Annotated in this window: 24 protein-coding genes; 14 read left to right on the forward strand and 10 right to left on the reverse strand. The window is 69.4% G+C overall.

Going from position 1 to position 26,441, the window contains the following annotated elements; genetic code table 11:
* Positions 1–22: 22 nt before the first annotated feature.
* The gene (locus tag OG609_RS28310) at positions 23–484 is read left to right on the forward strand and encodes a MerR family transcriptional regulator (RefSeq protein WP_093895482.1); all 462 of its coding nucleotides are present in this window, start codon (positions 23–25) and stop codon (positions 482–484) included.
* Positions 484–1,497 (forward strand): aldo/keto reductase, encoded by a 1,014-nt coding sequence (locus tag OG609_RS28315; RefSeq protein WP_327275405.1) that lies wholly within the window; start codon positions 484–486, stop codon positions 1,495–1,497. Before OG609_RS28310 ends, OG609_RS28315 begins: the two co-directional genes overlap by 1 nt.
* A 177-nt stretch (positions 1,498–1,674) precedes the next feature.
* On the opposite strand, the gene OG609_RS28320 is transcribed toward OG609_RS28315, so the two are convergent.
* The 7 genes from OG609_RS28320 to OG609_RS28350 form a co-directional block, all read right to left on the reverse strand.
* Positions 1,675–2,883 carry an acyltransferase family protein gene (locus tag OG609_RS28320; RefSeq protein ID WP_327275406.1) on the reverse strand — a complete coding sequence of 403 codons (1,209 nt, stop codon included), beginning with the start codon at positions 2,881–2,883 and terminating at the stop codon, positions 1,675–1,677.
* The gene (locus OG609_RS28325) at positions 2,880–3,926 is read right to left on the reverse strand and encodes an alpha/beta hydrolase (protein ID WP_327275407.1); all 1,047 of its coding nucleotides are present in this window, start codon (positions 3,924–3,926) and stop codon (positions 2,880–2,882) included. Before OG609_RS28325 ends, OG609_RS28320 begins: the two co-directional genes overlap by 4 nt.
* Positions 3,927–4,099: 173 nt before the next feature.
* A complete protein-coding gene (locus OG609_RS28330) occupies positions 4,100–4,783 on the reverse strand; it encodes a response regulator transcription factor (RefSeq protein WP_327275408.1) in 684 nt (227 codons plus the stop codon).
* Positions 4,780–6,111 carry a sensor histidine kinase gene (locus OG609_RS28335; RefSeq protein ID WP_327275409.1) on the reverse strand — a complete coding sequence of 444 codons (1,332 nt, stop codon included), beginning with the start codon at positions 6,109–6,111 and terminating at the stop codon, positions 4,780–4,782. The genes OG609_RS28330 and OG609_RS28335 overlap by 4 nt, the downstream gene beginning before the upstream one ends.
* A 123-nt stretch (positions 6,112–6,234) precedes the next feature.
* A complete protein-coding gene (locus OG609_RS28340) occupies positions 6,235–7,203 on the reverse strand; it encodes a DUF4429 domain-containing protein (protein WP_327275410.1) in 969 nt (322 codons plus the stop codon).
* Between the two features lie 85 nt (positions 7,204–7,288).
* Complete coding sequence (locus OG609_RS28345) at positions 7,289–8,500, reverse strand: alpha/beta hydrolase (RefSeq protein ID WP_327275411.1); 1,212 nt, start codon at positions 8,498–8,500, stop codon at positions 7,289–7,291.
* Positions 8,501–8,732: 232 nt separating this feature from the next.
* Positions 8,733–9,404 (reverse strand): TetR family transcriptional regulator, encoded by a 672-nt coding sequence (locus OG609_RS28350; RefSeq protein WP_327275412.1) that lies wholly within the window; start codon positions 9,402–9,404, stop codon positions 8,733–8,735.
* Between the two features lie 117 nt (positions 9,405–9,521).
* Between OG609_RS28350 and OG609_RS28355 the strand changes: the two genes are divergently transcribed.
* Together OG609_RS28355 and OG609_RS28360 are read left to right on the forward strand one after the other, a co-directional pair.
* Complete coding sequence (locus OG609_RS28355; RefSeq protein ID WP_327275413.1) at positions 9,522–11,132, forward strand: MFS transporter; 1,611 nt, start codon at positions 9,522–9,524, stop codon at positions 11,130–11,132.
* A 175-nt stretch (positions 11,133–11,307) separates the two neighbouring features.
* The gene (locus OG609_RS28360; protein WP_327275414.1) at positions 11,308–11,685 is read left to right on the forward strand and encodes a peptidase inhibitor family I36 protein; all 378 of its coding nucleotides are present in this window, start codon (positions 11,308–11,310) and stop codon (positions 11,683–11,685) included.
* Between the two features lie 65 nt (positions 11,686–11,750).
* On the opposite strand, the gene aceE is transcribed toward OG609_RS28360, so the two are convergent.
* Positions 11,751–14,483, reverse strand: coding sequence for a pyruvate dehydrogenase (acetyl-transferring), homodimeric type (aceE, locus tag OG609_RS28365; RefSeq protein ID WP_327275415.1), 2,733 nt, complete (start codon positions 14,481–14,483; stop codon positions 11,751–11,753).
* Positions 14,484–14,952: 469 nt separating this feature from the next.
* Here aceE and OG609_RS28370 point away from each other — a divergent pair, with 469 nt between their 5' ends.
* The 6 genes from OG609_RS28370 to OG609_RS28395 all read left to right on the forward strand — a co-directional run bounded on the left by OG609_RS28370 (position 14,953) and on the right by OG609_RS28395 (position 19,641).
* Complete coding sequence (locus tag OG609_RS28370) at positions 14,953–15,390, forward strand: DUF3052 domain-containing protein (RefSeq protein ID WP_114244351.1); 438 nt, start codon at positions 14,953–14,955, stop codon at positions 15,388–15,390.
* A 207-nt stretch (positions 15,391–15,597) separates the two neighbouring features.
* A complete protein-coding gene (locus OG609_RS28375; RefSeq protein ID WP_093895495.1) occupies positions 15,598–16,056 on the forward strand; it encodes a peroxiredoxin in 459 nt (152 codons plus the stop codon).
* Positions 16,057–16,203: 147 nt separating this feature from the next.
* On the forward strand, positions 16,204–16,779 hold the full coding sequence (locus OG609_RS28380) for a TerD family protein (protein ID WP_072483704.1): 576 nt from the start codon (positions 16,204–16,206) through the stop codon (positions 16,777–16,779).
* 194 nt (positions 16,780–16,973) lie between these two features.
* Positions 16,974–17,549, forward strand: a complete 576-nt coding sequence (locus OG609_RS28385) for a TerD family protein (protein ID WP_093895496.1) — start codon at positions 16,974–16,976, stop codon at positions 17,547–17,549.
* Positions 17,550–17,622: 73 nt separating this feature from the next.
* Positions 17,623–18,765 carry a DUF475 domain-containing protein gene (locus tag OG609_RS28390; protein WP_327275416.1) on the forward strand — a complete coding sequence of 381 codons (1,143 nt, stop codon included), beginning with the start codon at positions 17,623–17,625 and terminating at the stop codon, positions 18,763–18,765.
* Positions 18,766–18,906: 141 nt separating this feature from the next.
* Entirely contained in the window at positions 18,907–19,641 is a 735-nt protein-coding gene (locus OG609_RS28395; protein WP_327275417.1) for a TerD family protein, read from the forward strand.
* An 85-nt stretch (positions 19,642–19,726) separates the two neighbouring features.
* On the opposite strand, the gene OG609_RS28400 is transcribed toward OG609_RS28395, so the two are convergent.
* Positions 19,727–20,587 (reverse strand): TerD family protein, encoded by an 861-nt coding sequence (locus tag OG609_RS28400; protein WP_327275418.1) that lies wholly within the window; start codon positions 20,585–20,587, stop codon positions 19,727–19,729.
* 220 nt (positions 20,588–20,807) lie between these two features.
* On the opposite strand from OG609_RS28400, the gene OG609_RS28405 reads away from it, so the two are divergent.
* Genes OG609_RS28405 through OG609_RS28420 form a run of 4 tightly spaced genes read left to right on the forward strand, consistent with a single transcriptional unit; the run spans position 20,808 to position 26,118 of the window.
* Positions 20,808–21,971 carry an HpcH/HpaI aldolase/citrate lyase family protein gene (locus tag OG609_RS28405; protein WP_327275419.1) on the forward strand — a complete coding sequence of 388 codons (1,164 nt, stop codon included), beginning with the start codon at positions 20,808–20,810 and terminating at the stop codon, positions 21,969–21,971.
* A gap of 28 nt (positions 21,972–21,999) precedes the next feature.
* Complete coding sequence (locus OG609_RS28410; protein ID WP_327275420.1) at positions 22,000–24,528, forward strand: phosphoribosyltransferase; 2,529 nt, start codon at positions 22,000–22,002, stop codon at positions 24,526–24,528.
* Positions 24,529–24,572: 44 nt separating this feature from the next.
* Entirely contained in the window at positions 24,573–25,400 is an 828-nt protein-coding gene (locus OG609_RS28415; protein WP_327278212.1) for an HAD family hydrolase, read from the forward strand.
* A gap of 58 nt (positions 25,401–25,458) precedes the next feature.
* Complete coding sequence (locus OG609_RS28420; RefSeq protein WP_327275421.1) at positions 25,459–26,118, forward strand: O-methyltransferase; 660 nt, start codon at positions 25,459–25,461, stop codon at positions 26,116–26,118.
* Between the two features lie 32 nt (positions 26,119–26,150).
* On the opposite strand, the gene OG609_RS28425 is transcribed toward OG609_RS28420, so the two are convergent.
* Positions 26,151–26,369: an FmdB family zinc ribbon protein gene (locus OG609_RS28425; protein ID WP_327275422.1), complete on the reverse strand. Its 219-nt coding sequence runs from the start codon at positions 26,367–26,369 to the stop codon at positions 26,151–26,153.
* Positions 26,370–26,441: the final 72 nt, after the last annotated feature.

Here is a 26,441-nt window from a genome sequence, read left to right on the forward strand (position 1 = left end):
CCAAGGTTCTAGCGTGGAGGGCATGACGGTGATGGAGAGCACTTCCGTGAAGGTGGACGTCTGCGCCTCGGCCCCGCGGGCGCATCCGCGTCCCGAAGGGCAGGATCGCTACACCATCAGTGAGGTCGTCGCCTTCACCGGGCTCACCGCGCACACCCTGCGCTGGTACGAGCGGATCGGGCTGATGCCGCACGTGGACCGTTCGCACACCGGCCAGCGCCGCTTCACCAACCGTGACCTGGACTGGCTGGCCTTCGTCGGCAAGCTGCGGCTGACCGGAATGCCGGTCGCCGACATGGTGCGGTACGCGGAGCTGCTGCGCGAGGGCGAGCACACCTTCGAGGAACGGCAGGAGCTGCTGGAGGCGACCCGCCGCGACGTGAAGACGCGGATCGCGGAGCTCCAGGACACCCTCGCCGTCCTCGACCACAAGATCGACTTCTATGCGAGTGCCCGACGGGCGCCGGAAAGGCCTTGTGCCTGATGACTGACAACAAGATCACCACCGTGGAGCTCGGAAACGGCGGCCCGCAGGTCGGCGTGCAGGGACTCGGCTGCATGGGCATGAGCGAGTTCTACGGGGACACCGACGAGTCCGCCGCCCGCGAGACGCTGGAGACGGCGCTGGCGGCGGGCGTCACCCTCTTCGACACCGCAGATGTGTACGGTCGCGGCGCCAACGAGGAGTTCCTGGCGCCGTTCGTCGGGGCGCACCGGGGCGAGATCACCCTCGCCACGAAGTTCGCCATAGAGCGGACCGATGACCCGCAGTACCGGGGCGTGCGCAACGACCCCGCGTACATCCGGCAGGCCGTCGAGGACAGCCTGCGCCGGCTGAACACCGATGTCATCGACCTGTACTACATGCACCGCCGTGACCCGGCCGTCCCGCTGGCCGAGTCCGTCGGCGCGATGGCCGAGCTGGTCCAGCAGGGCAAGGTCAAGCAGCTCGGGCTGAGCGAGGTGACCGGCGCGGAGCTGCGCGAGGCGTACGCCGTGCATCCGATCGCCGCCCTGCAGTCCGAGTGGTCGCTCTTCAGCCGCGACGTGGAGCGCAGCGCCGTGCCCGCCGCAGTCGAGCTCGGGGTGACCTTCGTGCCGTACTCACCGCTCGGCCGCGGCTTTTTGACCGGGGCGTTCGCCGATGCCGCCAAGGACCTGTCCAAGGGCGACTTCCGCCAGTACCAGCCCCGCTTCACGGGCGACAACGCGAAGACGAATGCCGCCCTGCTGGAGCCCGTCCACAAGATCGCGGCGGCGCACGGGGCGTCGGCCGCGCAGGTGGCGCTCGCCTGGGTGCAGCAGCGGGCCCAGGTGCACGGTCTGACGGTGGTGCCGATCCCGGGCACGCGCAAGAGCAGCCGACTGCTGGAGAACGTGGCCGCCACCCGGCTCACGCTGACCGCGGAGGAGCTGGCGTTGCTGGAGCCGATCGCGGGGCAGGTGGCGGGGGACCGGTACCCGGACATGAGCTCCACCTCCGCGGCGCGCGAGTAGTCGTTCCGGCCCGGGTGCCGGGCCGGGGTGCCCGGCGATCGTTGTGTCCTCAGGCGCCGGACGGGCTTAAAGATGCCCTCAATCGCCGGGCGGGCTGGGTTTTGCCGGGCTGGGCCAGAGGATGTCCTCGGACGCCGGGCGGGCTGGGTGTTGCCGGGAGGGCCGGCTTTTCCCGCCCTACGCCAGCCCCAGCGCGTACATCGCGAACCCCGTCGCCAGCAGGCCCGCCGCCGCCCGGCGGGCGTTCGCCGCACGCGTACCGGTCTGCCACGGGGCCTCGAACCGGCGCGCATACCGGGCGATCAGCACCAGCAGCCCCGCGAACACCGGCATCCACGCCACCCGGGCCAGGATCCAGCCGATCGTGTCGGGCCCGGTCGTCAGCCCTGGCACCGCACCGGCGAACGATGCCGGGACCGCCGCGGCCAGCATCGCCGTCTGGTGCCAGCACAGGATCGTCATCGCGGACAGGTTGATGACGACGACCGGTGCCCACACCAGCGGCCTGCGCAGGAACCGGCCGATCCGGTCGCGCAGCAGGATCGCCGCACCGCTCTGCGCGGCGGCCAGCGCCAGGACCAGCAACGACGGCGGATGCGAGTTCGTCCGCGCCTCGCCCGGTACGCCGACCATCGACGCCGGGTAGTGGAAGGCGAGCAGCAGCGCGGCGAACAGGACGCTCCCGCCGACGAGCAGGATGCGGGCGCCGCGCCTGCCTATGCGGCCCTCGCCCCAGGAGACACCGAGCTGGTACGCGAAGAGCCAGCCCGGAAGGATGTTCAGCACGCTCAGCCAGGACGGCACGGCGTCGGCGAACGGCCCGTAACGCAGGAAGTCGACGACGGCGACCGAACCGAGCAGCGGCACGGCGGCCCAGCCGCCCAGCTTCCGCGCGACCTTGACGCAGTACGGGGTGAGCGCCGTGACCACCGTGTACACCCCGACGAACCACAGCGGCTGGATCACCAGCGTCGACCCGGTCCGCAGGGTGTCGCCGGGCACGCCGAGCGCGCTCAGCACCGGGATCATCGCCGCCCAGACAGCGGTCACCCCGAGCACCGGCCTCCCCAGGCGGGCGACGCGTCCGCGCAGCCAGGCGCCGGTGGTGGATTTCCTGCGGTGGTAGGAGAGGACGGAGGCGTACCCGCCGACCAGGAAGAAGATGCCCAGCATCTGAAGCACCCAGCTCACCGGGGCGAGGCCGCCGAACGTGGACAGCGGGCTGGTGTTGTGCAGCGCGCCGCCGCTGTCGAGGCGGAAGCCGCCGAGCAGCCAGTGGCCGGTGGGGACGGCGAGCAGGGCGAGGGCGCGCAGGCCGTCGATCGCGCGGTCGCGATGGGCGGGCGTACGCGCGTCGATGCGCTCGGCGAGGGCGGTGAGGCTCATCGGGCTTCCCCCTCCGTGATCGAGGCGAAGGCGCGGAGCGAGTCCGTGCCGGGGGCGAAGTAGCCGGTGTGCCCGTGGGCGTCGTGGGCCGGCACGCGGCGTGCGCCGAACTCCGGGCCGGTCGGATCGGGGCCGTGGCCGAGGCCGGCCACCTCGACGTTCGGCACGTTGTCGATCCAGTCCGTGGCGTCCTTGGCGGCCCAGACCCGGGCGGTGGTGTGCAGATCCGCGACGTCGTCGGCGCGCATCCCGGGCGAGCCGAGGACGACCAGGTCAGCGGCGCGCAGCCGGGGTGCGGCGAGTCCGCACACGACGGAGCCGTAGCTGTGGCAGAACACGGCGGGCGCGGGCACGCCGTCGGCGGCCAGCCCGTCCGCGAACCGGGTCAGCCGGCCGGCTCCCGCCTCGGCGAGCGAGCCCGTCGCGGCGTCGATGCCGATGCCGACGGGAGTGGTGTACCCGGCCCAGGCGACGACGGCGCTGCCGCGACCGGTCTCCGCGTGCAGGGCCTTCGCCATGCCGGTTGGAGTGCCGTACACATCGCTCGTACGGTCGAAGGTTCCGGCGTCGATGTCCGAACCCGGTACCACGACCGCCACATGGCCTGCGGTGCTCAAGTCCCCGAAGACCTCGGCGACCTGTCCGCGTCCGCGCGGATCGAAGGCGAGGATCTGGCGGTGTCGCGCTCCGGCGAGATGGCTGTACCTGGGGTCATGACTGGCCCGCAGGGAGCGGGCGTTGGCCCGGTAGCGCAGCTCGACGGGTACACCGTCCAGATTGCCGACGACGAGTGGATGCCGTACGACCAGGGCCTGTTGCTGCGTGGCGGTCAACCCCCGGAAGAACCGGCTCACTTCGGCGGGGGTGGTCCGCTCAGGGTCGGGCAGTTCCCGCCCCAGCACCTGATCCGAGCGCCAGGCCGCGGTGTCGGGAGGTGGCCCGGTCAGGGCCTGCTGCGCACTCCCGGACGCCCAGCCGGCCGTTCCCGCCACCACGGTGGTCGCCAGCGCGACCGCGACCAGAGTCCTTGCGTAACGGCGCATCCCGTCCCTCCCTCTCCGGCTGATCCGGCTCCCGCACGCCGTTCGGCGCGACGGAGAGGAAGGTAGGAAGAGGGTGGGTGCGGGGGCGTCGCACCCAGGAGCCAAGTGCGGGTTGATACCCGGGTAGGGGGTGTACGGGGGGACTGCCGGAGAGGCGGGCGGGGGGAGACCCCCTACTGCTCTCCCGGTACCACCACTCCCGCCTCGTACGCGAAGATCACCGCCTGCGCGCGATCCCGCAGGTCCAGCTTGGCCAGCACCCGTCCGATGTGCGTCTTCACCGTCTGTTCGGCCAGCACCAGCCGCCCCGCGATCTCCTGGTTGGACAGCCCCCGCGCGATCAGCTCCAGCACTTCCTTCTCGCGTGGAGTCAGCCCGTTCAGCCGCAGCGCCTGCCCGCTCCGGGCGGCTCCGGACGGCCCCTGCCGGGCGAAGTCCGCGATCAGGCGCCGGGTCACCGACGGTGCCAGCAGCGCCTCGCCCGCCGCTACCACCCGTACCGCCGAGATCAGGTCCGCCGGGGGCGCGTCCTTCAGCAGGAAGCCGGACGCCCCGGCGCGCAGCGCCTCGTACACGTAGTCGTCCACGTCGAACGTGGTGAGCATCAGCACCTTGGGCAGGTGCACCACCCCCACGGGCGGGTTCAGCAGCTCGCGGGCCGCCGCCAGGCCGTCCATCTCGGGCATCCGGACATCCATCAGGACCACGTCCGGGTGGACCCTCCGGCTGACGTCGACGCCCTGGCGCCCGTCCGGCGCCTCACCGACCACATCGATGTCGCTCTGTGCCGAGAGCAGTGCCGCGAACCCCGCCCGCACCATGGCCTGGTCGTCGACGATGATCACGCGGATGGTCAAGAGTCCTCCGAGGTCGGGGGCGGAAGGGGGGTGAGAGGCAGCCGCGCCGCCACCCGGAAGCCGCCGTCGGGCAGCGGTCCGGTGTCCAGCGTGCCGCCCGTCAACCGTACGCGTTCCCGCATGCCGACCAGGCCGTGCCCGGTCCCCGTCGTCTCCAGCGGCGAACCGGGCTGCTCCGCCCGGTCGTTGACCACCAGCACGGTCAGGTGCTCGCCGTCGGACGTGATCGACACCCGGGTCCGCGCTCCCGGCGCGTGCCGGACCACGTTCGCCAGGGCCTCCTGCACGATCCGGTACGCCGACAGATCCACCGCCTGCGGTACGTCCGGCAGATCGGCGGCCAGCGACAGCTCGGCCGGCAGCCCCGCCCGTACCGTTGCCTCCACCAGCTGCTGCACCCGGTCGAGCCCCGGCTGCGGCGCCCGCTCGCCCTCCGTACCCTCGCTGCGCAGTACCGTCAGCAGCCGCCGCATCTCCGCGAGGGACTCCCGCGCGCTCGCCGCGATCGCCCCGAACTCCTCGCGCGCCTCCTCGGGCAGCCCGCTGATCCGGTAGGGCGCGGAGTCGGCCTGGACCGTGATCACGGACATGTGGTGCGCGACCACGTCGTGCAGTTCACGGGCGATCCTGGTGCGCTCCTCCAGCAGCGTCCGCTGCGCCCGCTCGGCCTCGCTGATGGTCTCCTGCTCGGCGAGCCGACGCTGGGCGTCGCCCCGTTCCCGCAGTGCCGCGCCGATCACCAGGACCACCGCGCCGAGGATCACGAGCAGCAGCGCGCTGCCGTTGCTGCGCTCCGGCGCGATCAGGTGCAGGACCAGGCTCGCCGCACCCGTCGCCACCCAGACCGAGATCAGGGTCCGCCGGGTCTCGCGCAGGGCCAGCGCGAGCAGCACGAAGAGATAGCCGACCAGGGTGGGCGGGGGCCACGGCCAGATGTCGAACGTGCCGACCGGATACCCGAGCAGCGCGGCCGCACCCAGGATGTCGGCGGGGAAGATGATCCACCAGGCCTGCAGCGGCCGGTGCGCCAGCATCAGGAGCGGCGCCGCCTGCGCGACGGCCAGGGCTCCCGCCAGTCCTCCGTTCACGCCGTAGCCCTCGGTCAGGACATTGATCGTGACCGGGACGAAGGTGGCGACGAGGGCGAGGACGACGACGTACGGCAGCAGCCGCTGCCACAGCTTCGGCGCGTTCGCCAGGAGTGGTGTCGCGGGACGGGACGGGTGGGACAGCCCGTGGGCGAGCTCGCGCAGATTGCGTCGGGCGGCGCTCACCAGGCCGTCGGTGACGGGCGGCGGGGGCGGCCCGTGCGGCGGGGAAGTGGACATGGCCTGATCAGCGTAGGCATGGACCGGCCCGATGGCGTCATACCGGGGTTCCGGTCCACCGCCGCGCATCTCGTACGGGAGTACTACCGGCGAGCCGGACACCGGACATCCGGTGCCGCACCCCTACAGCTCGGCGAGCAGCTGGGCCTTCTTCGCACTGAACTCGTCGTCCGTCACCAGGCCCACCCGGTGCAGTTCCCCGAGGTGCCGGATCCGCTCCGCGATGTCCGCGGGATCGCGCCGCCCCACGCCTGCCGGTACGGCGGCCGGCAGGGCGGGAGCCGGCTGCTTCCTGCGTACGGATTCCAGTACGGCCGCGGCGAACGGCAGCGACTCGTGCACCGGGCCGTAGCCGAGGCCGAAGACCACGGCAGCCGGGTCCTGGTCGGCCCGGGCGGGGCGGGGGGCCAACGGCTGTGCGCTCTGCACCGTGCCTGAACCGATCCTCGTACCCGGCTCCGTACCCATGCCGAAGCCGGTACCCGGGCCCGGTCCCGGAGCCGTACCTTCCTGGCCTCTCGGCACCAGCCGCAGATAGCCGTCGAAGGCCTCCGGCGAGCGCCATTCGACGCCGCTCAGCTCCGTCACCGGGAACGTCTGGTCGCCGGCCTTCCACTTCGCCGTGGAGGCGCCCGTCCAGAACCACCGGAAGGAGACCCGGTCCCCGTCGAAGCCGGCCCGGCCGTCGTACGCCTTGAACTGCATCGGCGCCTCGGGGGCCGCGACCAGGAACCGGTCGGCGGGCTCCGCGGCGTCGGGACCGAGCAGGGCGCGCAGTTCGTCCGCGTAGTACTCGGCGAGCGTTTCGCGCTCGGCGGGGAGCACCAGCCGGTACGGATCGCATCCGTCCTTCAGCTGCCCGGCCGCAGCCTCCAGCAACGGGTCGGCACCGGGCCTCGGTACCGCGTGCAGGACCACCGTGCCCCGCTTCCCCGGGGTCAGCGTCACCGATGACAGCGCCGCGTGCGGGACGCGGCGCTCACGCAGGCTCTGGAAGAGCTTCGGCGTGCGTATTCCCCGTTCGAAGCGGATGAGCACGCAGTCGGTGTCGAACTCCCAGGTGGCATGAATTCCGGCCAGCACATCACCCATGTGCCTCATCGTATGCGGCACTTGCCCGCACGTCCCCCCTCGGCGTAAGTCCCGATATGCGGCCGATCACGGCTCGCTGTGCCCGTCAGGTTTCCTGGCTGCCGGTGACTCCGTCGTGGCAGGCGCTGTCGGAGTTCGCACAGCTGACCGAGCTGTAGGCCCCCACGCCGATTGAGGCGAAGTTGCTGAGGCTCTCGGTGCCCGGCTCGAAATAGCCGCTGTGCCCGACCGCGCCGCCCGCCGAGACGATGCGTGCGCCGAAGCCCGGGGCGACCGGATCGGCACCGTGCCCGAGACCGCCCAGCTCCAGGTTCGGTACGTCCTCGATCCAGTCGTCGTGGTCCCGCATCGCCCACACCCTGGCCCCGGTGTGCAGCTGCCTCGCGTTCTCCACCCGCATGCCGGGGCTGCCCGCGACCGCGATGTCGGCCACCCTGGAGGGCAGTTCATGTGCGGCGACACCGCACAGCACCGAGCCGTAGCTGTGGCAGAACAGCGAGACCGGGGCGTCCCCGGGCAGCGCGCCCACCAGCGCGTTCAGCCGCACCGCCCCGCGCACGGCGAGGTTCCCCAGGGCCGCGTCCATACCGATTCCGGCGGGCGTGGTGTAGTCGGCCCAGGCGATGACGGCGGTACGGGTGCCGGGGCGCGCGGCGCGCTCCGCCGCGTACAGCGACTTCGCCATACCGACCGGTGCGGCATTCACTCTGGGGGCGGACCGCTCCAGCGTCAGCAGGTTGGTGTCGACGCCGGGGACGATCACGGAGACCCGTTCGGCCCGGTCGAGATCACCGAACACCTCTGCCGCTCGGCCCTTTCCGGACGGGTCGAAGGCGAGGATGTGCCGTCCCTCGGCGAGCATCGACTGGAAGCGGTTCATCCGGCGGAGCGCCTCGGCGCGGCCGTCGGGGGAGAGCCTGGCGTCATGCATGCGCTGCCGCTCGACCGTTCGCGCCTGCACCAGGGCCAGCCGGTTGGCGTGGTAGCGCAGGGTGACCGGGGCGCCGTTCAGATTGCCCACGACCAAGGGGTACTTGTCGGCAAGACCGGTGCGCTGAGCGGCCGTGAGCGTGGCGAAGAACTGCGCCAGGCGGTGCGGCGCCGCGTCGGCGTCCGGCAGCGCACGACCCGCCACGTGGCCCCGTGCCCAGGAGGCGAGTGCGACGGTGCGTGGCTCGTCGGAGTGTGGGTGACGTACGGCGGTCCAGCCAGTGGTCGCCAGCATCACGAACACAACCGCGACGGCGAGCAGCGCGCGCCATGCGGTGAGCGTGGGGGAGGAGTCGAAGGAAGTCACTGCGGCCCACATTAGGAGACGAGCGACGGCAGCCGTGTAGAGGGTGACACACATCACTCGGCTGTCGGGAATTCAAGGCGGTTCATTTCACGCTGTGTTGGTGCGGCGCGCACACTCGGGCGCGCGGAATGCCCCCGGAGCGTCGCATATGACCATCGGGGCACGGTGGTTGTGAAGTCGGTCATGCCGCGGCAGTGAGGCGTGCAGCACATCGGACGGAGTTTCCATGTCGCTACCCGAGCCCGGCGCCGGCCCCCGCCCGCCAGTTCCCGGCCAGTGCCGGTCCGAGCTGGTCCAGGTACACCTCGGTCAGTGCGCGCAACGAGTCCAGGCTGGTGTCCCGCCCCTGCCCCCAGAGCTGCCCGGTCACCCGCATCACCCCGCAGAACGCGGCCACGGCGACCCTCGGCCGGGGGTCCGTCCTCACGTCGAGCCCCTCGCGCTCGGCGATCAGCAGCGCGATCTGGTTCTCCAGATCCATGCTGCGTCGCAGGTGGGCGGCGAGCAGCGACGGCGTCGACTCGATCATCCGGTACGTGCGCATATGGAGTTCGACCGTGATGACCGCCTCGATCGCCTCACCGATACTGTTCCAGGCGCAGAGGACCGCGCTGCGCATTGCCTCGAACGGCGCTTCCGCGGCGGGACGCCGGCGCAGCTCCGAGAGGAAGTGCGACTCCACCATCTCCTGGATGGCGAAGGCGGCCTCCTCCTTGCTGGCGAAGTAGCGGAAGAAGGTGCGCTGGGAGACCTCGACGGCGTCGACGATCTCGTCGACGGTGGTCTCCTCGTACCCCTGGCCGGTGAAAAGATCGAGGGCGGCGTGCAGCAGGGCGTCCCGGGTGCGTCGCTTCTTCCGTTCGCGCAGCCCGGTCGGATGCGCGGCCCGCTGCCCATCGGTCACTGAAGTGGTCCTCTTTTCCCTGCTTTGTCCAGCTCAGCGTACCTGTGAGCTACGTGACAGTTACTGGCTTGTGAAATGGTTTGTCAACTGTCAGCGGCTGACACTAATCTCCCGGGCATGACTAGTCAGACCACCGTCGAAAAGGCGTCGCGGGAGCCTCAGGACACCGCCGTGCCCGCACCTGCCAAGGGGTTGCGCGGCCACCCCTGGCTGACGCTCTTCTCCGTGGCCATCGGCGTGATGATGGTCGCGCTCGACGGCACGATCGTCGCGATCGCCAACCCCGCCATCCAGCAGGACCTGGGCGCCTCGCTCGCCGACGTCCAGTGGATCACCAACGGCTACATGCTCGCCCTCGCGGTCTCCCTGATCACCGCGGGCAAGCTCGGTGACCGGTTCGGCCACCGCCAGACCTTCCTCATAGGCGTCGTCGGCTTCGCCGCGGCATCGGGGGCCATCGGCCTCTCCGACAGCGTCGCACTGGTGATCGTGTTCCGGGTGCTCCAGGGCCTCTTCGGCGCCCTGCTGATGCCCGCCGCGCTCGGCCTGCTGCGCGCCACCTTCCCAGCCGAGAAGCTGAACATGGCGATCGGCATCTGGGGCATGGTGATCGGCGCCTCCACCGCGGGTGGCCCGATCCTCGGCGGTGTGCTCGTCGAGCACGTCAGCTGGCAGTCGGTCTTCTTCATCAATGTGCCGGTCGGTGTGATCGCGCTCCTGCTGGGCCTGGTGATCCTCAAGGACCACCGCGCCGAGAACGCGCCGCGCTCCTTCGACATCGGCGGCATCGTGCTGCTGTCGCAGGCGATGTTCTGCCTGATCTGGGCGCTCATCAAGGGCGCCGAGTGGGGCTGGGGCGACTACAAGACGCTCGGCTTCCTGGGCGCCGCCGTGGCCCTGTTCGTGGTCTTCGCCTTCTCCCAGAAGAACGTCAGGGAGCCGCTGATCCCGCTGGCGATGTTCCGGTCCGTGCCGCTGTCCGCGGGCGCGGTACTGATGGTGCTGATGGCCTTCGCCTTCATGGGCGGGCTGTTCTTCGTCACCTTCTACCTCCAGAACGTGCACGGTCTGAGCCCCGTCGACAGCGGTCTGCACCTGCTGCCGCTGACCGGAATGATGATCGTCGCCTCGCCGCTCGCGGGCGCCATGATCACCAAGTTCGGCCCGCGGGTCCCGCTGGTCGGCGGCATGGTGTGCACGGCGGTCGCCATGTTCGGCATGTCGCAGCTGACCATCGGCACCGGCACATTGACCATGTCGATCTGGTTCGGTCTGCTCGGCCTCGGCCTCGCCCCGGTGATGGTGGGCGCCACCGAGGTCATCGTCGGCAACGCCCCGATGGAGCTCTCGGGTGTCGCGGGCGGTCTGCAGCAGGCCGCCATGCAGGTCGGCGGCAGCCTCGGCACGGCGGTGCTGGGCGCGGTCATGGCCTCCCAGGTCGACTCGAAGCTGGCCGACAACTGGACGGCCGCGAAGCTTCCGTCCCTTACGCCGGAGCAGCTGGACACCGCGTCCTCGGCCGTCGAGGTCGGCGTACCGCCGATGGACGGCAACACTCCGCCGGAGGTCGCGGCGAAGATCGCGGGTGTCGCCCATGACACGTTCGTGTCGGGTATGAGCACGGCGTTCATGGTGGCCGGCATCGTCGCGGCGGTCGCCGCGCTGGTCGCCACGCTCACCAAGCGCGGTGCGAACGCCGAGGCGGGCGCGGGCGCGGGTCACATCTGATCGCTCGTCGCAATGCCCCCGAGGCGTCAACACAGTGCGTACAACAGCCCCGCCGGACCGTTCCGGCGGGGCTGTCGCCTATCCGGGTGGTGTGGCCCCCAGCCCCTTCCCCGGACGTCGCCCCGCAGGTCAGGGTGCATGCAACTGATTCGCACCACCACGGGGGTCGATTTCCATGCGTACGACCGTTCTTGCCGCCGCTCTGGCCGCCACCGCCCTGGCCGCCGCCGCCCTGATTCCGCAGGCCGCGGCCCACTCCGCACCCGCCCGGCCCGGGGCCTGCGGAAGCGGTCAGCTCTGTCTCTGGGAGAAGCCGGACTTCACCGGCGCCCGGCAGATTCATGAGCTGTCCACGATCGACATCGAGAGCTGTGTCCCGCTGCCGGCGGGCAGCAGGGTCCAGGCGCTCGCCAACCGCACCGGCCGGCCCGTCACCACGTACCAGTCGGCGGAGTGCGCCGAGACGGGTGAGTTCGAGACCTATCCGGGCGGCGGCACCTGGGTGCCCCAGTCCCCGTACCAGGTCAGGGCCTTCAAGGTCTGGGAGAACTGACCGGACACGCCGAAGGGCGGCGGGACCAGCAGGTCCCGCCGCCCTTCGGGCATGGTCCGTCGTGCTTACGCGTCGCCGCCGGCCGCGCCAGGGTTGGCCGCGGTCACATCCAGCAGCTCGTACCGGTCGATCGCCGTCTTCAGCAGCGAACGGTCGATCCGGCCCTCCTTGGCGAGCTCGGTGAGCACCGCGAGGACGATCGACTGCGCATCGATGTGGAAGAACCGGCGGGCCGCACCACGGGTGTCGGCGAAGCCGAAGCCGTCCGCACCCAGCGACTGGTACGCACCGGGCACCCAGCGCGCGATCTGGTCCGGTACGGAACGCATCCAGTCCGAGACCGCCACGAACGGGCCCTCGGAGCCGGAGAGCTTCCGCGTGACGTACGGGACGCGCTGCTCCTCCTCCGGGTGCAGCAGGTTGTACCGCTCCACGTCCACGGCCTCGCGGCGCAGCTCGTTCCAGGAGGTCGCCGACCAGACGTCCGCCCTGACGTTCCACTCGTCGGCGAGGATCCGCTGCGCCTCCACCGCCCACGGGACCGCCACGCCGGACGCCATGATCTGGGCCGGGATCTCGCCCCGCTCGGCGCTCTTGTAGCGGTACACGCCCTTGAGGATGCCTTCGACATCCACGTTCTCGGGCTCGGCCGGGTGCTGGATCGGCTCGTTGTAGACGGTGAGGTAGTAGAAGACATCCTCACTGTTCTCGCCGTACATCCTGCGCAAACCGTCCTTGACGATGTGCGCGATCTCGTAGCTGAAGGCCGGGTCGTACGCGACACAGCCCGGGTTGGTCGAGGCGAGCAGCTGCGAGTGGCCGTCCGCGTGCTGGAGACCCTCACCGGTCAGAGTCGTACGACCGGCGGTCGCACCCAGCACGAAGCCGCGCGCGAGCTGGTCGGCCATCTGCCAGAACTGGTCGCCGGTGCGCTGGAAACCGAACATCGAGTAGAAGACGTACACCGGGATCAGCGGCTCGCCGTGCGTGGCGTACGCCGACCCCGCGGCGATCAGCGAGGCCGTGCAGCCGGCCTCGGAGATGCCGTCGTGCAGCATCTGGCCGGTCGGCGACTCCTTGTACGCGAGCAGCAGATCGCGGTCCACCGCCTCGTACTGCTGACCCAGCGGGTTGTAGATCTTCGCACTCGGGAAGAACGCGTCCATGCCGAAGGTGCGGTACTCGTCGGGCGCGATCAGCACGAAGCGTCTGCCGATCTCCTTGTCCCGCATGAGGTCCTTCAGGATGCGGACGAACGCCATGGTCGTGGCGATCGACTGCTGACCCGAACCCTTCTTCGCGGTCGCGTACGTCTTGTCCTCGGGGAGAACCAGCGGCTTCGCGCGCACCACACGGGTCGGGACGTAACCGCCCAGACCCTTGCGGCGGTCGTGCATGTACTGGATCTCCTCCGAGTCGCGGCCCGGATGGTAGTAGGGCGGGTAGCCCTCGTCCAGCTGCTTGTCCGTGATCGGGATGTGCAGCCGGTCGCGGAACCTCTTGAGGTCCTCGACAGTGAGCTTCTTCATCTGGTGGGTCGCGTTGCGGCCCTCGAAGTTCGGCCCCAGCGTCCAGCCCTTGACCGTCTGTGCCAGGATCACCGTCGGCTGACCCTTGTGGGCCTTGGCCGCCGCATAGGCGGCGTAGACCTTCTTGTGGTCGTGACCGCCGCGGCCCAGGTGCAGGATCTGGTCGTCGGTCATGTCCTTGACCATGTCGCGCAGCCGCGGGTCGTCCCCGAAGAAGTGCTCACGGATGTACGCACCGGACTCGGTGGCGTACGTCTGGAACTGACCGTCCGGCGTGGTGTTCAGCTTGTTGACCAGGATGCCCGTGCGGTCCTGCGCGAGCAGCGGGTCCCAGGAACGGTCCCAGACCAGCTTGATGACATTCCATCCGGCGCCGCGGAACTGCGACTCCAGCTCCTGGATGATCTTGCCGTTGCCGCGCACCGGACCGTCGAGGCGCTGCAGGTTGCAGTTGACCACGAAGGTCAGGTTGTCCAGGCCCTCACGGGCGGCGATGGAGAGCTGGCCGAGCGACTCGGGCTCGTCCATCTCGCCGTCGCCCAGATATGCCCACACATGCGACTGGGAGGTGTCGGCGATGCCGCGCGCCTCCATGTAGCGGTTCATCCGGGCCTGGTAGATCGCGCCGAGCGGGCCCAGGCCCATCGAGACGGTCGGGAACTCCCAGAAGTCCGGCATCAGCCGCGGGTGCGGATAGCTGGACAGGCCGTTCGGCGCCTTCGACTTCTCCTGGCGGAAGGCGTCGAGCTGCGCTTCGCTCAGCCGGTCGAGCAGGAAGGCGCGGGCATAGATACCCGGGGACGCGTGCCCCTGGAAGAAGATCTGGTCACCGCCCAGACCGTCGTCCTTGCCCCGGAAGAAGTGGTTGAAGCCCACGTCGTACAGCGAGGCCGAGGAGGCGAAGGTGGCGATGTGGCCACCGACACCGATCCCCGGACGCTGGGCGCGCGACACCATCACGGCCGCGTTCCAGCGGGTCGCGTTGAGGACCTTGCGCTCGATCTCCTCGTCGCCGGGGAAGAACGGCTCGTCCTTCGTGGCGATCGTGTTCACGTAGTCCGTGCTGCGCATCTCCGGTACGGCGACGCGCTTCTCGCGCGCACGCTCGATGAGCCGGAGCATCAGGTAACGGGCCCGCTCACGGCCTCGCTCGTCGACGGCGGCGTCGAGCGAGTCGAGCCATTCCTGGGTCTCTTCGGGATCGAAGTCCGGGACCTGGCTCGGCAGGCCGCCAATGATGATCGGGTTGCGATCGGATCCGGAAGCCACGCTGTTCCTTCGCTATTAGGTGCTGCTCTACGGGACCTGGTTACGGGAGAACATGCCCCCGGGATGTATGCATGTACGCCATCACCATCGTGTACCGCGGGGGCGCAAACGTCATCTCTACCGAGGGGTAACCGCCGTGTTGCGAGACATCGCGTCCGTAGCGCGGGGATGGGCTGGTCCAAACTGCAACCATACGCCCAACCCGTCCAAGCGTTCCCAAAGGATGTTCGACTCCGAATGGCGGACCGAAACGGCATAAGCTGTGGAAGGACGTAAAGGGTGTGACGGTAGCGTCGACCCCCGTAGGGGACCGGCCGACAGTGCGGCGACGTGGCAGGGAACGTCACCGTTTAGGCGGTCTCGGACGCTGGGTACTTGCGCGATCCGCCGCTCCCGTGTGGACTACGGCCAACGCCCCGCGCACGCGCGTGGCTGAAGCATTTTCCGAAACATGATCAGGAGGCAACCCGTGAGCGCGACCGCGGACCACGCGGAGGAGCGGACCAACCCGGCAGCACGCCTGGGGTTCGAGCCCGGACAAGTGGTCCAGGAGATCGGCTACGACGACGACGTCGAGCAGGAGCTCCGTGAGGGCATTGAGGCCACTACCGGCCAGGATCTCGTCGATGAGGACTACGACGACGTCGCAGACGTCGTCCTGCTGTGGTTCCGTGACGAGGACGGCGACCTTACGGACGCGCTGGTGGATGCCATTGGTCTGATCGAGGACGGCGGTGCGGTCTGGCTGATGACGCCGAAGACCGGCCGTGATGGATACGTCGAACCGAGCGACATCAACGAGGCTGCACAGACGGCCGGTCTCTCCCAGACCAAGAGCATCAATGCGGGCAAGGACTGGACGGGAAGCCGTCTGGTCACACCGAAGGCGGCCAAAGCCAAGCGCTGAACCGCATTCGCCACGCACTCGCCCTGAAGGTCCCCGACGGCATGAGCCGCCGGGGGCCTTCTTCGTGCGCTTGCCGGGCGCCTTGTCCGTACGGCTGGGGTGCAGGGTGTCCCCGTGCGGGCGCTGCGTGGCCTGCTGCGGGCTCTGCGTAGGGTGGGAGCCACCCGGACGGACCAGCCCGGTGAACGTAGCGAAGGGACGCGTTTCATGGCGATCGAGGTCGGCACCCAGGCCCCGGATTTCGAGCTGAAGGACAACCACGGCCGGACCGTGAAGCTCTCCGACTTCCGCGGCGAGAAGAATGTCGTGCTGCTGTTCTACCCGTTCGCCTTCACCGGCGTCTGCACGGGTGAGCTCTGCGCGCTCCGCGACGAGCTGCCGAAGTTCGAGAACGACGACACGCAGCTGCTCGCCGTCTCCAACGACTCCATCCACACCCTGCGCGTCTTCGCCGAGCAGGAAGGCCTCGAGTACCCGCTGGTCTCGGACTTCTGGCCGCACGGCGAGACCTCGCGGGCATACGGCGTCTTCGACGAGGAGAAGGGCTGCGCGGTGCGCGGCACCTTCATCATCGACAAGGAGGGCGTGGTGCGCTGGACCGTCGTCAACGGTCTGCCCGACGCGCGCGACCTCAACGACTACATCAAGGCGCTCGACACGCTCTGATCCGGGACCGGTGGATCTGCGGGCGTCCCGGCCAAAAGCCTGCTTTGGCCGGGAACCGGTCACTAGGATCCACTCGTTGATCGGATGCCAACGCAACGTGGAGGCGCCGGCGTCCGCCGGCCCCCAAGGAAACCAATGGGAGGACTCGTGGGAGTCAGCCTCAGCAAGGGCGGCAACGTCTCGCTGACCAAGGCCGCGCCCAACCTGACGGCGGTCATCGTCGGTCTGGGCTGGGACGCTCGTACCACCACCGGTGGTGACTTCGACCTCGACGCCAGTGCCCTGCTGACGAACGCCGAGGGCAAGGTCGGCAGCGACGGCAACTTCGTCTTCTTCAACAATCTGAAGAGCCCCGACGGATCCGTCGAGCACACCGGTGACAACCTCACCGGTGAGGGCGAGGGCGACGACGAGGTCATCAAGGTGAACCTGGCCGGCGTTCCGGCCGATGTCGACAAGATCGTCTTCCCGGTCTCGATCTACGAGGCCGAGACCCGCCAGCAGAGCTTCGGCCAGGTGCGCAACGCGTACATCCGTGTGGTCAACCAGGCCGACAACAGCGAGCTGGCGCGTTATGACCTGAGCGAGGACGCCTCGACGGAGACCGCCATGGTCTTCGGCGAGCTGTACCGCAATGGGGCGGAGTGGAAGTTCCGTGCCATCGGTCAGGGTTACGCCTCGGGGCTGCGCGGCATCGCGCAGGACTTCGGCGTCAACGTCTGACAGGACGCGACCGGGCCGAACCGCGAGGCGCAGCCCGGGCCACGCCGGCATGTACCCCGTCCGGCGCCGTACCCCGTGCGGCGCCGGACGCGCTGAACAGCCCGTTCGGCGGCTCACGCTCCGGCTGCTGAACGGCTCACGCTTCAAGGCTCAACGGCTCAACAGACGGTTCATCGACTCGGGGAGGACACACCATGGGCGTCACGCTCGCCAAGGGAGGCAATGTCTCCCTCTCCAAGGCCGCACCCAACCTCACCCAGGTGCTGGTCGGGCTCGGCTGGGACGCACGATCCACCACGGGCGCCGACTTCGATCTCGACGCCAGCGCGCTGCTGTGCCAGTCGGGCCGGGTGCTCGGCGATGAATGGTTCGTCTTCTACAACAACCTCACGAGCCCCGACGGCTCCGTGGAGCACACCGGTGACAACCTCACGGGTGAGGGCGAGGGCGACGACGAGTCGGTCATCGTGAATCTCACTCAGGTGCCGGCGCACTGCGACAAGATCATTTTTCCGGTCTCGATCCATGAGGCGGACAATCGAGGGCAGACCTTCGGCCAGGTCGGCAATGCGTTCATCCGCGTGGTGAACCAGGCGGACGGTCAGGAACTCGCGCGTTACGACCTCAGCGAGGACGCCTCGACGGAAACCGCGATGATCTTCGGCGAGCTCTACCGGTACAACGGCGAGTGGAAGTTCCGTGCGGTGGGACAGGGGTACGCGTCGGGACTGCGCGGCATCGCTCTAGACTTCGGGGTCAACGTTTCGTAAAAAGCCGCGCACGGCGCGGGGGAGCCCCGCACACATCCGGGGGAGACCCGTTACATACACGATGGGGTAGCCAGTGCTTCTGAAAACCTTCGGCTGGTCGTTCGCGATTACCGCGCTCGGCCTGGTCGCAGCAGTGATCTACGGGGGGTGGGAAGCCTTCGGAGTGGTCGCGATTCTTTCCGTCCTGGAGATCTCGCTGTCCTTCGACAATGCGGTGGTCAACGCCGGAATCCTGAAGAAGATGAATGCCTTCTGGCAGAAGATCTTCCTCACGGTCGGTGTGCTCATCGCGGTCTTCGGTATGCGGCTGGTGTTCCCCGTCGTGATCGTGGCCATCACCGCCAAGTTGGGCCCGATCGAAGCGGTCGATCTTTCGTTCAACCAGCCCGATCGCTACCAGGAACTGGTCACGGACGCCCACCCGGCGATTGCCGCCTTCGGTGGCATGTTCCTGCTGATGATCTTCCTCGACTTCATTTTCGAGGACCGTGACATCCAGTGGCTGCGCTGGATCGAGCGCCCGCTCGCCAAGCTCGGCAAGGTCGACATGCTGTCGGTCTGCATCGCGCTGATCGTGCTGCTGATCACGGCCATGACCTTCGCGACGAACGCGCACCAGCACGGCGGCGGCCACGCGGACAAGGCGGAGACCGTCCTGCTCGCCGGAGTCGCGGGTCTGATCACGTACCTGATCGTCGGCGGTCTCTCCGGCTTCTTCGAGAACAAGCTGGAGGAAGAGGAGGAGCGGGAGCACGAGGTCGAGGAGGAGGCCAGGAAGAGCGGTAGCAAGGTCTCCGCGATCGTGCTCTCCGGCAAGGCCGCGTTCTTCATGTTCCTCTACCTGGAAGTGCTCGACGCGTCCTTCTCGTTCGACGGTGTCATCGGCGCCTTCGCCATCACCAACAACATCGTGCTGATGGCCCTCGGCCTCGGTATCGGCGCCATGTACGTCCGGTCGCTCACGGTCTACCTGGTCCGTCAGGGCACCCTCGACGACTACGTCTACCTGGAGCACGGCGCCCACTACGCCATCGGCGCGCTGGCCGTCATCCTCCTCGTCACCATCCAGCACCAGATCAACGAGCTCATCACCGGTCTCGTCGGCGTCGTGCTGATCGCCTGGTCCTTCTGGTCCTCCGTCCGGCGCAACAAGGCGCTGGAGGCCGAAGGCGGGGAAGACGCAGGTTCCAAGGCAGAAGTCCCGTCCGGGGTGTGACCCGGTAGGGATTGAGGAACGCTCTCAGCGGGGCGGTCCGTACGGCGACGGTTCTCCGGGAACACCCGGACCCGGCCCGGCGGCCGCCCCGCAGTGATGTGTGCGGGGCCGGTGCACTACCGATACGTGTGGGGGTTGGGGATGGCGTTCTGGGACAGCCTGTGGCCGAGGCGGGAGGCGCAGTTCGAGTCGGGCAACGCGTCGACCAACTCCATCGTGCTCTCCAGGCGGCACGCTACGGTCTCACTGACCAAACAGGGTGCGCTGACCGGCAATCTGCGGGTCAACCTCTCCTGGCGGATGCGTACGTCCGACATCGAGGGAAGATCGCGGCAGAGCGGCCGGCTGCTGCGGCCGATGAAGCTCTTCAAGCCGGATGTGGTCCAGGCGCACACCCAGGGTGTGGTCAATGTCGACCTGGACCTGGGCTGCATGTACGAGCTGAAGGACGGCACCAAGGGCGTGGTCCAGCCGCTGGGCAACCTCATAGGCGACCTGAACGCACCGCCGTACATCCGGCTCAGCGGGGACGATCGCTTCGGGGCGCCGTCGGGCGAGACCGTCTACGTCAATCTCGACCAGCGCGACCAGATCAAGCGGCTGCTGTTCTTCGTCTACATCTACGACCAGACGCCCGCCTTCGACCGTACGCACGCCAAGGTGACGCTCTACCCGGGCAACGGCCCGCGGATCGAGATCGAACTCGACGAGCACGCCCCGGAGGCCCGCTCCTGCGCCGTGTTCACGGTGGAGAACATCAAGGACGAGCTGATCGTGCGGCGCGAGGTGAAGTTCGTGTACGGATTCCAGTCGGAGCTGGACCGGCTGTACGGCTGGGGCATGCAGTGGGGACGGGGCTACAAGTCCCGGACCTGAGCCGACGCCGGACGGGCCGCAGGCGGTTCAGGGCCACCTCGGGGGCCGTTCCGAGGCAGCGCCCCACGGCCGTCCCATGGCTGTCTCAGGACCGTACGAACTGCGGCCCCTGCGGTGGCAGCACGAAATTCGGGTCGGGGGCGGGCGCCGCAGCCGCGGCAGGCTGCGGGTAGCCGTAGGCGGGCTGGGCGGCGTCAGGCTGCGGATACCCGTACGCGGGCTGGGGAGCGGGCTGCGGGTAGCCGTAGGCGGGTTGCTGGTGCTGGTGCTGGAGGGTGGCTTGCAAGTCGGGGCCGGGGGCCGGCGCGGGCGGGAACGCGGGCGCGGGCGGGAACGCGGGCGCTGTTACGGGCGAGGGAACCGTTACCGGCGAGGGGACCGGGTCGGGCTCCGCCGCGGCCTCCGCCTCGTCGACCGAGATACCGAAGGCGGTCGCCAGACCGACCAGACCGGTCGGATAGCCCTGTCCCACGGCCCGGAATTTCCAGCCATCGCCGCGCCGGTAGAGCTCGCCACAGATGATCGCCGTCTCCTCGCCGGTCTCCGGCCGCACGTCGAAGACGGCGAGCGGGTCCCCGCCCGCCGATGCCGCGTCGTACAGCAGGATGCGCAGATCGCGCACCTGAGCGAATGCGGCTCCGTCGGAGGATGCGGCGATCACCACCTGATCGACCGAGGGGTCGAGCGCGTTGAGGTCGGCCTCGATGCTGTCCGTGAGGCCCTCGGGGACACTGCGCTTCGGTAGCCGTCGCACCAGGCCGGAGGGGTGGCGGGGCTGGTTGTAGAAGACGAAGTCCTCGTCCGAGCGCACGCGGCCACCGGCTCCGAGCAGCAGTGCCGAGGCGTCCACATCCGGAACCCCGGCACCCGGGGTCCAGCACAGCACGGCCTGTACGGCCATGGCGTCCAGAGGGACGTTCGAGCCTTTCACCATCGCGTGCGTCATGCCCGTCATCCTGCCTGCTGGCTGCCTGTGCGGACAACGCGGGGGGCGCACCGGATGTCTCGGCAGTGCGTCGGAACCACGTCATCCGCAGTACGTGGACCCGTCGGGAAATGGACGAGTTACCCGGAATTCATGCACGTAGGGAACTGTTGACACCCGTCCGTACGTACTATTACCGGCCATACGTTGTCCGGTCGGTCAGGCAGTTCGGGGGAATCACATGCGTCATTTCGGGCATATTGCGCCCGCTGCGAGAGAGGGTCTGTTCTTCCAGGAGCCGCGCGAATTCGGTGCGGACTCGCCGGCCGGCATGCTTTCGGCCGCCCTGGGAGCGACCCTGTACAGCCCTGCCACCAGGCCGCGACTTGCTGACGATGTCATCAAGCAGGCCGGGCGCGGTGTCGTCTCGATGGTGCTGTGCCTGGAGGACTCGATCGATGACTCCGAGGTGGACGGTGCCGAGGAGAACCTGGTCAGGCAGTTCGTAGACCTCGATGCGCGCGGATCCGAGGTGCCCCTGCTCTTCATCCGGGTCCGGGAACCGGGCCAGATAGTGGACCTGGTGAGTCGGCTCGGTCGCAGTGTCCGTTTGTTGTCTGGTTTTGTACTTCCGAAATTCACCGAAGAGCGTGGCGTGCCCTTCATGGAAGCGCTCGCCAGCGCCGAAAAGGCGTGTGGTCAGCGCCTGTTCGCGATGCCCGTTCTCGAATCGCCCGAGCTGCTGCATCTGGAAACCCGCAGGGAAGCACTCCGGGGAATCACCCGCACCGTCAACAAGTACCGCGAGCGGGTACTCGCACTGAGGCTCGGTGTCACCGACTTCTGCTCGGCCTACGGGCTCCGCAGGGCGCCCGACATGACCGCGTACGACGTACAGATCGTCGGGGCCGTCATAGCCGACGTGGTCAATGTGCTGGGCCGGGCGGACGGCACGGGCTTCACGATCACCGGCCCGGTGTGGGAGTACTTCCGGCTCCAGGAGCGCATGTTCAAACCGCAGCTGCGCCGCAGCCCCTTCCTGGAGGGCCGGGCCGAGGAACTGCGCACGGCACTGATCGAGCACGACCTGGACGGCCTGCTGCGCGAGATCGAACTCGACCGGGCCAACGGCCTGCTCGGCAAGACCTGCATCCACCCGTCGCACGTCGCGCCCGTGCATGCGCTGTCCGTGGTCAGCCACGAGGAGTTCAGCGACGCACAGGACATCCTGCGGCCGGAACGCGGCGGCGGTGGCGTCATGCGCTCCGCGTACACGAACAAGATGAACGAAGTGAAGCCGCACCGGGCCTGGGCCGAGCGGACCCTGCAGAGGGCCGAGGCCTTCGGCGTGGCGAGGGAAGACGTCGGCTTCGTGGAACTGCTGGCCGCGGGCCTCGCGGAATGAGCGGGCCTCGTGGAACGAGCGTGTCTCGATGAGCGAGCGCGCGGCAAGGAAAGAGACGGCGAACGTGGTGTGGTCGGGTAGCTGGGTGGCACAGCGACTGGGCGTCGAGCTCGTCGGCGACGGGAAGCCCGACGGCGACAGGGAGCTGAGGGACCTGCTGGGCCTCGCCCTGCGCCGCAACCCCAAGCGGGCCCACCTGCTCGTGTCGAACGTGCTCGGCAAACACGTGCCGCAGAAACCTTCCGTGGTGTACGGCGTCGGATTCGAGCTCGGCCGCCGGGTGCGCGAACTCCTCGGTGACGCCGAGGCGCACCGGGCGGTCGTGCTCGGTTACGCGGAGACGGCCACCGGTCTCGGCCACGCGGTCGCCGACGGGCTCGGCGTGGCGCCGTACCTGCATTCGACGCGCCGCCCCGTCGAGGGCGTGGAGCGGGCGGGCGGCTTCGAGGAGTCGCACTCGCACGCGACCTCGCACCTGCTGCTCCCGGAGGACCCGAACCTCCTGGCGGGCGAGTGCGGCCCGACAGACGCGGACACGGATGCATACACAGACGCGCCGCTGGTGCTGGTGGACGACGAATTCTCCACGGGCAACACCGTGCTCAACACCATCCGCGCGCTGCACGAGCGATACCCGCGGAGCCGGTACGTCGTCGTCGCCCTGGTGGACATGCGGTCGCCGACCGACCAGGGAAGGCTGACCGAGTTCGCCGCGGAGATCGGCGCACGCGTCGACCTGGTGGCGAGGAGCTCGGGCACGGTCACCCTCCCGGAGGGCGTCCTGGAGAAGGGCCGGGCACTGGTCGCCGCGCATGAGGGGGCCGGTTCCGCCGGTCCCCGAGCGACTGTCGAGCAGGGGCGCCGACCGTGCACCCGGGTGGACCTCCAGTGGCCCGCCGGTGTGCCCGACGGCGGACGGCACGGCTTCACCCCCGCCCACCGGGCCGCCCTCGAACCGGTCCTCCCGGCCATGGCCGCCCGTATCGCCGCGTCACTGGGTGAAGCCCGCCGTGTACTGATCCTCGGCTTCGAGGAGCTGATGTACGCCCCCCTCCGCCTGGGCACGGCCCTGGAGGACCACACCGAAGCCGAGGTGCGCTACTCGACGACCACGCGTTCCCCCGTCCTCGCCGTGGACGATCCCGGCTATGCGATACGCAGCCGGCTGGTCTTCCCGGCCCACGACAATCCGGCCGACGGCCCCGGTGACCGGTACGCGTACAACGTCGCGGGCGCCGGTTTCGATGCCGTGGTCGTGACCATCGACTCCACCGCCGACACCCCCGAACTCCACGCCCCCGACGGCCTGTTGGCGCAGCTCGCCGCGCACACCGACCACGTCCTGCTCGCGGTCGTCCCCTCGTACGTCCCGTCGGGCCTCCCCTCGTACGTCTCCGAACGGCAGGAACCCTCCATGCTGCCCGAGCCCCTCCGCGGCCCCGCCTTCTCCTCCTATGCGCCGGACGAAGTCGGCTGGCTGCTCCAGGACCTCTCGGACACCGAACTGGAGGCGCCCACCGAGGAGCGCGAGGAAGCGATACAGAGCGGTGGCGCGCACTACGCCGAGTCGCTCCCCGTCGAGTACCAGCCGTCCGCCCAGTACCAGAGCCTGTTCAAGGCGGCGCTGGACCTGTCGGCCGCACGCGTCGCCCGCGCCGTCGGCACCGTCACCGAGACGGTCCTCGCCGAGCGCGGCGCTCGCCCCGTACTGGTCTCGCTCGCCAGGGCCGGCACTCCCGTCGGCGTACTCATGCGCCGCTGGGCCCGGCACCGGCACGGACTCGACCTGCCGCACTACGCCGTCTCCATCGTGCGGGGCCGCGGCATCGACGCAAACGCCCTGCGCTGGCTGGCCGCCCACCACGATCCGGCGGATGTCGTCTTCGTCGACGGCTGGACCGGCAAGGGGGCGATCACGCGTGAACTGTCCGCGGCGCTCGACGGGTTCGACGGATTCAACCCCGAGATCGCGGTCCTGGCCGACCCGGGCGGCTGCGTCCGCACCTACGGCACCCGCGAGGACTTCCTCATTCCGTCCGCCTGCCTCAACTCCACCGTTTCCGGGCTGATCTCGCGGACCGTCCTCCGGTCCGACCTGGTCGGACCCGACGATTTCCACGGCGCGAAGTTCTACCGGGAGCTTGCGGACACCGATGTGTCCGGCCACTTCCTCGACACCGTCGCCGACCACTTCGACGAGGTCGCCGACGCCGTGGACGCCGAGGCCAAGGAGCTGCTCGCGGCCGACCGCGCACCCACCTGGGAGGGATGGGCCGCGGTGGAACGGATCAGCGAGGAGTACGGCATCCACGATGTGAACCTGGTCAAGCCGGGCGTCGGCGAGACGACCCGCGTACTGCTGCGCCGCGTCCCGTGGAAGATCCTCGCCAAGCGCGGCGCGGGCGCCGACCTCGAGCACATCCGCCTGCTGGCCGAGCAGCGGGGCGTACCGGTCGAAGAGATTGACGAACTCCCTTACACCTGCGTCGGGTTGATCCACCCGAAGTACACCAGGGGTGCGACGGGCGCGGACGGCAAGGCGGTGGAGTCGAAGTGACCATCCCGGCCACCGCGGCCACCCCGGCCACCGGGACCGCCCCCATGACACTGGTCGCCAGCGACCTCGACCGCACCCTGATCTACTCGACGGCGGCGCTCCAGCTCCCCATGCCGGACGCCGAGGCCCCCCGGCTGCTCTGCGTAGAGGTGTACGACCACAAGCCGCTCTCCTACATGACCGAGACGGCCGCGACACTGCTCGACGAACTCGCCCGCACCACGGTCTTCGTCCCGACGACCACCCGTACCCGCGAGCAGTACGGGCGCATCCATCTCCCCGGTCCCGCACCGCGGTTCGCGATCTGCGCCAACGGGGGGCACCTCCTCGTCGACGGCGAATCCGACCCCGACTGGCAGACGCAGGTCTCCCGCAGGCTCGCCGACGAATGCGCCTCGCTCGCCGAGGTCCGCGCCCATCTCCTGGCCGCGGCCGACCCAGCCTGGCTGCTCAAGGAACGGGTCGCCGAGGACCTCTTCGCCTATCTCGTCGTCGAACGCGCGCTGCTGCCCGAGGGCTGGGTCAAGGAACTGGGGGAGTGGGCGGAGACTCGCGGCTGGACCGTGTCCCTCCAGGGCCGCAAGATCTACGCCGTGCCGGGCCCGCTCACCAAGAGCGCGGCCATGAACGAAGTCGCCCGGCGCACCGGCGCCACGCTCACCCTCGCCGCCGGTGACAGCCTCCTCGACGCCGATCTGCTCCTCGCCGCCGACCGTGCCTGGCGCCCGGCCCACGGCGAACTCGCCGACACCGGCTGGAGTGCCCCGCACGTCGATGTGACGGCAGAGCACGGTGTGGCGGCGGGCGAGGAGATCCTGCGCCACTTCCTCAGGGCTTCGGGCCCGGGGGCAGGCGCTCTCGTCCAGCAGTAGCAGTATGTGACGACGGGACGGGCGGTTCCTGCCCGGTGGGACCAACGAGGAGCATGCGATGACCAAGGGTAACGAAACCAAGATCACGGACGAGCTGTACGCGTACATGCTGGCGCACAACCCACCGCTCGACGCGGTGCAGCGCGAGCTCGTCGAGACCACGTACGCACGCCTCCCCGACCAGGCCGGCATGCAGTCCGCCGAGGAACAGGGACCGCTGCTCGCCTTCCTCGTCCGGCTGACCGGGGCCCGGCACATCGTGGAGGTCGGGACGTTCACCGGCTTCTCCGCCCTGTCGATGGCACAGGCGCTGCCCGCCGACGGAAGGCTGATCGCCTGTGATGTCTCGGAGGAGTGGACCGCCTACGGCCGGAAGGCGTGGGAGAAGGCGGGCGTCGCCGACCGGATCGAACTCCGTATCGCCCCCGCGCTCGACACACTGCGGGCGATGCCGGCCGAGCCGCACATCGACGTCGCCTACCTGGACGCGGACAAGGGCAACTACATCCCGTACTGGGAGGAACTGGTGCCCAGGATGCGGCAGGGCGGTCTCGTCGTCACGGACAACGTGCTCTTCCACGGCAGGGTGACCGACCCGCAGGCGACCGGCGGAGCGGCGGCGATCAAGGAATTCAACGACCATGTGGCCGCCGATCCGCGGATGGACAGCGTGCTGCTCACCGTGTCGGACGGGCTGACGCTCTCCCGTAAGCGGTAGGAGCCGCAGGCCGTGACTCCGATTGCCCGCTCTCAGCCGCAGCAACCCCCGCCGCAGCAGCCGCCACCGCCGGCCGACGGTGCGGCGGGCGCGGACTTGGCCGACGAGCCGCCCACGGCCACGGTGGAGAGAAGCTTCACGGTGTCGGCGTGCCCGGCAGGGCAGGAGGCCGGGTCCGAGGACTGAGCCATCGGGCGGCTGAGTTCGAACGTGTCTCCGCAGGAGCGGCAGCGGTACTCGTAACGAGGCATGGCCCCAGGCTATCCGGCGCCGGCCCGGGGCAGACAGACATGACGGCCGACCGGTGGTACGGGGACGTGGTA

Source organism: Streptomyces sp. NBC_01224 (assembly GCF_036002945.1).
Classification (GTDB): Bacteria; Actinomycetota; Actinomycetes; order Streptomycetales; family Streptomycetaceae; genus Streptomyces.